The sequence below is a fragment of the Streptomyces sp. NPDC014676 genome (assembly GCF_043084105.1).
Classification (GTDB): domain Bacteria; phylum Actinomycetota; class Actinomycetes; order Streptomycetales; family Streptomycetaceae; genus Streptomyces.
The window spans coordinates 176,549-182,719 of the sequence record NZ_JBIBZI010000007.1; the positions used below are offsets into that span (position 1 = coordinate 176,549).

Sequence of the window (6,171 nt, forward strand, 5' to 3'; positions counted from 1 at the left end):
CGCCCCGGCGGACGTACGGGGCGTCCCGGTGCTTTGTGGGGTGCCCCGCGCCGGCGGGGTCACACAGCAAGCCCGTCGAACCGGCACCGTGGCCGGAGAAGGTCAGGCGGAGGTCTCCGTGCCTTCCTGCTCCGCCTCGACGCGGGCGTTCCAGTCGCGCTTGGAGGCCTGCCAGCCGTCCTCGTTGTGGCCGAGGCGCCAGTAACCGGAGATCGACAGATCCTCGCGCGGAATGCCGCGCTCGACCCGCAGCAGACGGCGCAGCTCCTTCACGAAGTGGGCCTCGCCGTGGACGAAGGCGTGCACCCGGCCCTCCGGGAAGTCGAGGCCCCGGACGGCCTCCACCAGGACCTCGCCGACGGGCCGGGCACCGCGGTGCAGCCAGCGGACCTCCACATCGGAGTCGATCTTCTGCTCCTCGTCGGGGCCGGAGACCTCCACGAAGGCGAACGCCCTGGCGCCGTGGGGCAGCGCCTCCAGCGAGCGGGCGATCGCGGGCAGCGCGCTCTCGTCACCGGCGAGCAGGTGCCAGTCGGCGGCCGGGTCGGGCGCGTAAGCGCCGCCGGGACCCAGGAACCGGACGACCTCGCCCGGCCGGGCGTTCGCCGCCCAGGGGCCGGCCAGGCCCTCGTCGCCGTGGACCACGAAGTCCAGGGTCAGCTCACGGTGCTCGGCGTCCCACTGGCGCACCGTGTACGTCCGGGTCACCGGCCACTGCTCGCGCGGGAACTCCTCACGGACGCGCTGGAGGTCGAAGGGCTCCGGATACGCCGCCCCCGCGGCCGGGAACAGGAGCTTGACGTAGTGATCCGTGCAGGTGTCCGCCGAGAAATCGGAGAGCCCCTCACCACCGAGCACCACGCGCTGCATGTGCGGGGTCAGCCGCTCGGTGCGGACGACCTCGGCGGTGTGCGGCGCGCGCGGGGCGCGTACCGGTCGCTCTGCCATGAGGAGCCTCCCAGCTGTCACAGTTAGGGTTACCTAAGTTAGCACCTCGGTCCCGGTCGACGCCTCGTCGGCGGACACTCCGTCCGGTTCGGCCATGGGTGCGCCTCACGCCGAGAGGGTCGTCAGCAGGCGCTGCAGCGAGCCGCCCAGGCCCCAGCGGGCGGCCAGGGACTCCACCCCGGCCGGGTCACGCGGCCCGTGCGGCAGCGCCGTGTCGACGTCCGGGAGCGGGACGTCGTCCGCTACCCGGACGACCTTCGGGGCGACCGCGAGATACGGCCGCGCCTCGTCCAGACGCTTGCGCTGCGACGGCGTGAGCCTGGCCCGCGGGTCGTCCACGGCCGCCAGGATCCCGGCCAGGTCGCCGAACTCGGCCAGCAGCTTGGCCGCCGTCTTCTCCCCGATGCCCGGCACGCCCGGCAGACCGTCGCTCGGATCACCGCGCAGCAGCGCCAGATCCGCGTACCCCCTGCCGTCCACCCCATACTTCTCGCGCAGCACGGCCTCGTCGGTGACCTGGAGCGTTCCGACGCCCTTCAGCGGATACAGCACGCGCACCCCGCGCGCGTCGTCCACCAACTGGTAGAGATCGCGGTCACCGGTGACGATGTCGACCGGTCCGCCGGCGCGGCCGGTGAACGTGCCGATCACGTCGTCCGCCTCGTACCCGGCGACCCCCACCCGCGCGATGCCCACCGCGTCGAGCACGCTCTCGATGACCGGCACCTGCGGGGAGAGCGTGTCGGGCACCTCCTCCTCGTCCGGGCCCGCCGGGCGCTCCTCGGCGACGCGGTGGGCCTTGTAGGAGGGGATCAGCTCCACCCGCCACTTCGGGCGCCAGTCGGCGTCCATGCAGGCGACCAGGTGGTCGGGGCGGTGGTCCTTGACCAGGCGGTCGATGAAGTCGAGCAGTCCGCGCACGGCGTTCACCGGGGTGCCGTCCGGGGCCCTGACGGAGTCCGGGACGCCGAAGTAGGCGCGGAAGTACAGGGAAGCGGTGTCGAGAAGCATGAGTCGTCCGGTCACGCACCGCATCATGCCGCACACCGCTGACAGTGCGGGTGCGCCGGCGCGGGCCGGGGTGGGTTCCCGCGGCCCGGCGTTCGCGGGGGTGCCGCCGCGCCCGCTTTCCCCCACTCCCGGCTCCCCTTCGAGCGGGGCTCCATCGCCCTGCGCGTGACTGCCCCAGTTGCGTAAGGCGCAACAGCTTGCCCTTTGCGCGACCTGTGTGAGGCGTCACACGAAAACGTTTGCCCTGTGCAAAACCGGGGAGGCGCGGCCCCGGAGCGATGCCGGTTACAGATTCAACTGTTGTGGGCCGCGTGAGCCGTCCGCCGGGCGTCGCTCCTGTCCTTTGCCGTCGAGACAAGAGGTACGCGTGTCATCCAGGCTTGAGGCCGAGCATCTGTTCAAGGTGTTCGGCAGACGACCGGACCAGGCGGTCGAACGACTGCGCCAGAAGAAGACCGACCGGGAGGAGCTGCGTTCCGACGGCACCACCGCCGCCGTCATCGACGCCTCGTTCACGGTGGAGCCGGGCGAGATCTTCGTCGTCATGGGCCTGTCGGGGTCCGGCAAGTCCACCCTGCTGCGGATGCTGAACGGACTGCTGGAGCCCACCGCCGGACAGGTGCGCTTCGGCGGCCAGGACCTGACCGCGCTGCCCGACCGGGAACTGCGCCGGGTCCGCTCCCGGAAGATCAGCATGGTCTTCCAGCACTTCGCGCTGTTCCCGCACCGCAGCGTCCGTGACAACGCCGCCTACGGTCTTGAAGTGCAGGGCGTGCCCCGCGCCGAGCGCGAACGCCGCGCCGACGAGGCGCTCGCCCTGTGCGGCCTGGCCGGCTGGGAGAAGTCGTGGCCGGACGAGTTGTCGGGCGGCATGCAGCAGCGCGTGGGTCTCGCCCGCGCGCTCGCCACCGACGCCGACCTGCTGCTGATGGACGAGTCCTTCAGCGCCCTCGACCCGCTGATCCGCCGCGACATGCAGGACCAGCTCCTCGAACTGCAGAAGACCCTGAAGAAGACGATCGTCTTCATCACCCACGACCTCAACGAGGCCATGCGCCTGGGCGACCGGATCGCGGTGATGCGCGACGGCCGCATCGTGCAGATCGGCACCGCGCAGGACATCCTGATCCGCCCCGCCAACGACTACGTCGCCTCCTTCACCCAGGACGTCGACCGCTCCCGCGTGCTCACCGCCGGCGCCGTGATGGACCGCGAGGTCCGCGGCGACGAGGCCGACTGCGGCTGCGAGACCGCGACGCCCGGCACGCCGTTCACCGACCTGTGCGCGATCAGTGCCCGCGTACCGCACCCGGTGGCGGTGCTGGACCAGGAGGGCGCGCTCGTCGGGGTCGTGCCCCGGCAGCGCCTCGTCGGCTTCCTCGGCGACGAGGAGTCCGACCCCGGGGTCTGCGACACCCCGCGCGACAAGGGCGGCGAGAAGGTGATGGCCCGTGCCTAGGATTCCGCTCGGCGACTGGGTCAACAGCGCCGTCGACTGGCTGCTCGCCCACGTCAGCTGGCTGTTCGACTTCTTCAAGGCCGCCTTCACCGGCGCCTACGACGGTGTCAACGCCGTCCTCCAGGCCCCCGAACCGCTGATCCTCTGCGGCATCTTCGCGGTCATCGCCTTCTGGCTGCGCGGCACCCTCGCCGGTGTCCTCACCTTCCTCGGTTTCGCCTTCCTCGACTCCATGGAGTTGTGGGAGGACTCGATGGTGACGCTGGCGCTGGTCATCGTCGCCACGGTGATCGCGCTGGTCGTATCGGTGCCGGTGGGCATCTGGGCGGCCCGCTCGGACCGGGTCAGCGCCGTGGTCCGGCCGGTCCTGGACTTCATGCAGACACTGCCCGCGATGATCTACCTCATCCCGGCGATCCTGTTCTTCGGGACCGGCTCCGCCCCGGGCATCGTCGCCACCCTGATCTTCGCGCTCGCCCCGGGCGTGCGCATGACCGAGCTGGGCATCCGCCAGGTCGACAAGGAACTGGTCGAGGCGGCCGAGGCGTTCGGCACCACACCCCGCGACACCCTGCTGCGGGTGCAGCTCCCGCTGGCGCTGCCCACGGTGATGGCGGGCGTCAACCAGGTCATCATGCTCGGCCTGTCCATGGCCGCGATCGCCGGCATGGTCGGCACCGGCGGACTCGGCGGCGCGGTCATCGAGGCCATCGGACAGCTCAACATCGGCCTCGGCGCCGAGGCCGGCATCGCCATCGTCATCCTGGCGATCTACCTGGACCGCATGACCAGCGCCCTGGGCACCCAGGTCTCCCCGCTCGGCCGGCGCGCCGCCGCCAAGGCACGCTCCGCGCAGGGACTGAGGATCTGGTCCTACCGGCCCCGCCCGCAGGTCGCCGTGATCGGTGTCGTCGTCCTCGCCCTGGTCGCGGGCGGCATGGGGATCTTCGGCGGCAGCGGCTCCACGACCACCACCGCCGGCGGCGAGAAGGTCGGCGACGGCAGGAAGGTCACCATCGGCTACATCCCCTGGGACGAGGGCGTCGCCTCCACCTTCCTGTGGAAGGAGATCCTGGAGCGGCGCGGTTTCGAGGTCGAGGCCAAGCAGTTCGAGGCCGGCCCGCTCTACACCGCCCTCGCACAGGGCGACGTCGACTTCCAGACGGACGCCTGGCTGCCCACCACCCACGAGGCGTACTGGAAGAAGTACGGCGAGCGGCTCGACGACCTCGGCTCCTGGTACGGCGAGACGTCGCTGGAGCTGACCGTCCCGTCGTACATGGAGGACGTCGACAGCCTGGAGGACCTCAAGGGCAAGGCCGGCCTCTTCGACGGGGAGATCACCGGCATCGAGTCCAGCGCCGGCATGATGGGCCTGCTGAAGAGCAAGGTCCTCAAGGAGTACGGCCTGGACGAGGAGTACGAGGTCGTCGACAGCTCCACCCCGGCGATGCTGGCCGAGCTCAAGCGGGCCTACAGCAAGAAGGAACCGGTCGTCGTCACGCTCTGGTCGCCGCACTGGGCGTACAGCGACTACGACCTGAAGAAGCTGAAGGACCCCAAGGGAAGCTGGGGCAAGGGCGACGGCGTGCACACGGTGTCGCGCAAGGGCTTCGCCGGCGACAACCCGCTCGTCGGGAAGTGGCTGAAGGACTTCTCGATGACCGAGGAGGAGCTGACCGGCCTGGAGGCCGAGATCAACAAGGCCGGCAAGGGCGAGCAGCAGGACGCCGTCCGCACCTGGCTGAAGGCCAACCCGGGCGTGGTCGACAAGCTGGCCCCGGTCGAGTCCGGTTCCGGCGACACCCCCGCCGAGGCGAAGCGGCCGCTGGACGTGGCCTGGTTCCCCTGGGACGAGGACATCGCCGTCACCTACCTGTGGAAGAACGTCCTGGAGCGTCGCGGCTACACGCTGAACCTCAAGCAGATGGAGGTCGGCCCGGTCTACACCGGCCTCGCCTCCGGTGACCTCGACCTCAACTTCGACGCCTGGCTGCCGTACGCGCAGAAGAACTACTGGGACAAGAGCAAGGACGACCTCACCGACCTGGGCACCTGGTACGAGCCCACCTCGCTGGAGATCGCCGTCCCCTCGTACGTCAAGGACGTCACGTCCCTGGCGGACCTCAAGGGCAAGGCCGACCTGTTCGACGGGCGGATCATCGGCATCGAGCCCGGCACCGGGGAGATGCGGCTGCTCAAGAACGAGGTCCTGCCGGGCTACGGCCTGGAGGACGAGTACGAGGTCGTCGACGGCTCCACGCCGGCGATGCTGGCCGAGCTCAAGCGGGCCCTCGCCAAGAAGGAGCCGGTCGCGGTCACCCTGTGGTCGCCGCACTGGGCCTACAGCGAGTACGAGCTGACCAAGCTGAAGGACCCCGAGAAGGCCTTCGGCGAGGGCAACACGATCCGCACCATCGCGAGCAGGAAGTTCCCCGAGCAGTACCCCGAGCTCACGAAGTGGATCAAGGGCTGGCACATGAGCGAGGACGAGCTGGGCAGCCTGGAGGCCGAGATCAAGAACCGCGGCCAGGGCCACGAGGAGGAGGCCGTCGCCGCCTGGCTGGAGGAGCACCCGGACATGGTGGAGCGGATGACCCCGCGGTAGACGACTCCGCGGCAACCGCCGTACCGGCCGCCCCGAGGGGCGGGGGCCGCCCCCCCCCCGACCCCGGTCGGTGGAGCGACCTAATTAGCGGGTGTTCTTGATTGATTGAGGGTCCGAGGGCGGCGTTGAGAACGCGGCCAGGGGC

4 protein-coding genes are annotated in these 6,171 nt (G+C 70.5%); 2 read left to right on the forward strand and 2 right to left on the reverse strand.

Translation table 11 applies throughout. The features are described from left to right. Positions 1-102 precede the first annotated feature (102 nt). Both ACF1DX_RS21310 and ACF1DX_RS21315 read right to left on the reverse strand, forming a co-directional pair. Positions 103-948 carry a siderophore-interacting protein gene (locus ACF1DX_RS21310; RefSeq protein WP_391792713.1) on the reverse strand — a complete coding sequence of 282 codons (846 nt, stop codon included), beginning with the start codon at positions 946-948 and terminating at the stop codon, positions 103-105. 105 nt (positions 949-1,053) lie between these two features. Continuing rightward, on the reverse strand, positions 1,054-1,983 hold the full coding sequence (locus ACF1DX_RS21315) for a 5'-3' exonuclease H3TH domain-containing protein (protein WP_391792907.1): 930 nt from the start codon (positions 1,981-1,983) through the stop codon (positions 1,054-1,056). Between the two features lie 343 nt (positions 1,984-2,326). Between ACF1DX_RS21315 and ACF1DX_RS21320 the strand changes: the two genes are divergently transcribed. Both ACF1DX_RS21320 and ACF1DX_RS21325 read left to right on the forward strand, forming a co-directional pair. Then, positions 2,327-3,418 carry a glycine betaine/L-proline ABC transporter ATP-binding protein gene (locus ACF1DX_RS21320; RefSeq protein WP_391792714.1) on the forward strand — a complete coding sequence of 364 codons (1,092 nt, stop codon included), beginning with the start codon at positions 2,327-2,329 and terminating at the stop codon, positions 3,416-3,418. Then, the gene (locus ACF1DX_RS21325) at positions 3,411-6,026 is read left to right on the forward strand and encodes an ABC transporter permease/substrate binding protein (protein WP_391792715.1); all 2,616 of its coding nucleotides are present in this window, start codon (positions 3,411-3,413) and stop codon (positions 6,024-6,026) included. Before ACF1DX_RS21320 ends, ACF1DX_RS21325 begins: the two co-directional genes overlap by 8 nt. The last annotated feature ends 145 nt before the right edge of the window (positions 6,027-6,171 follow it).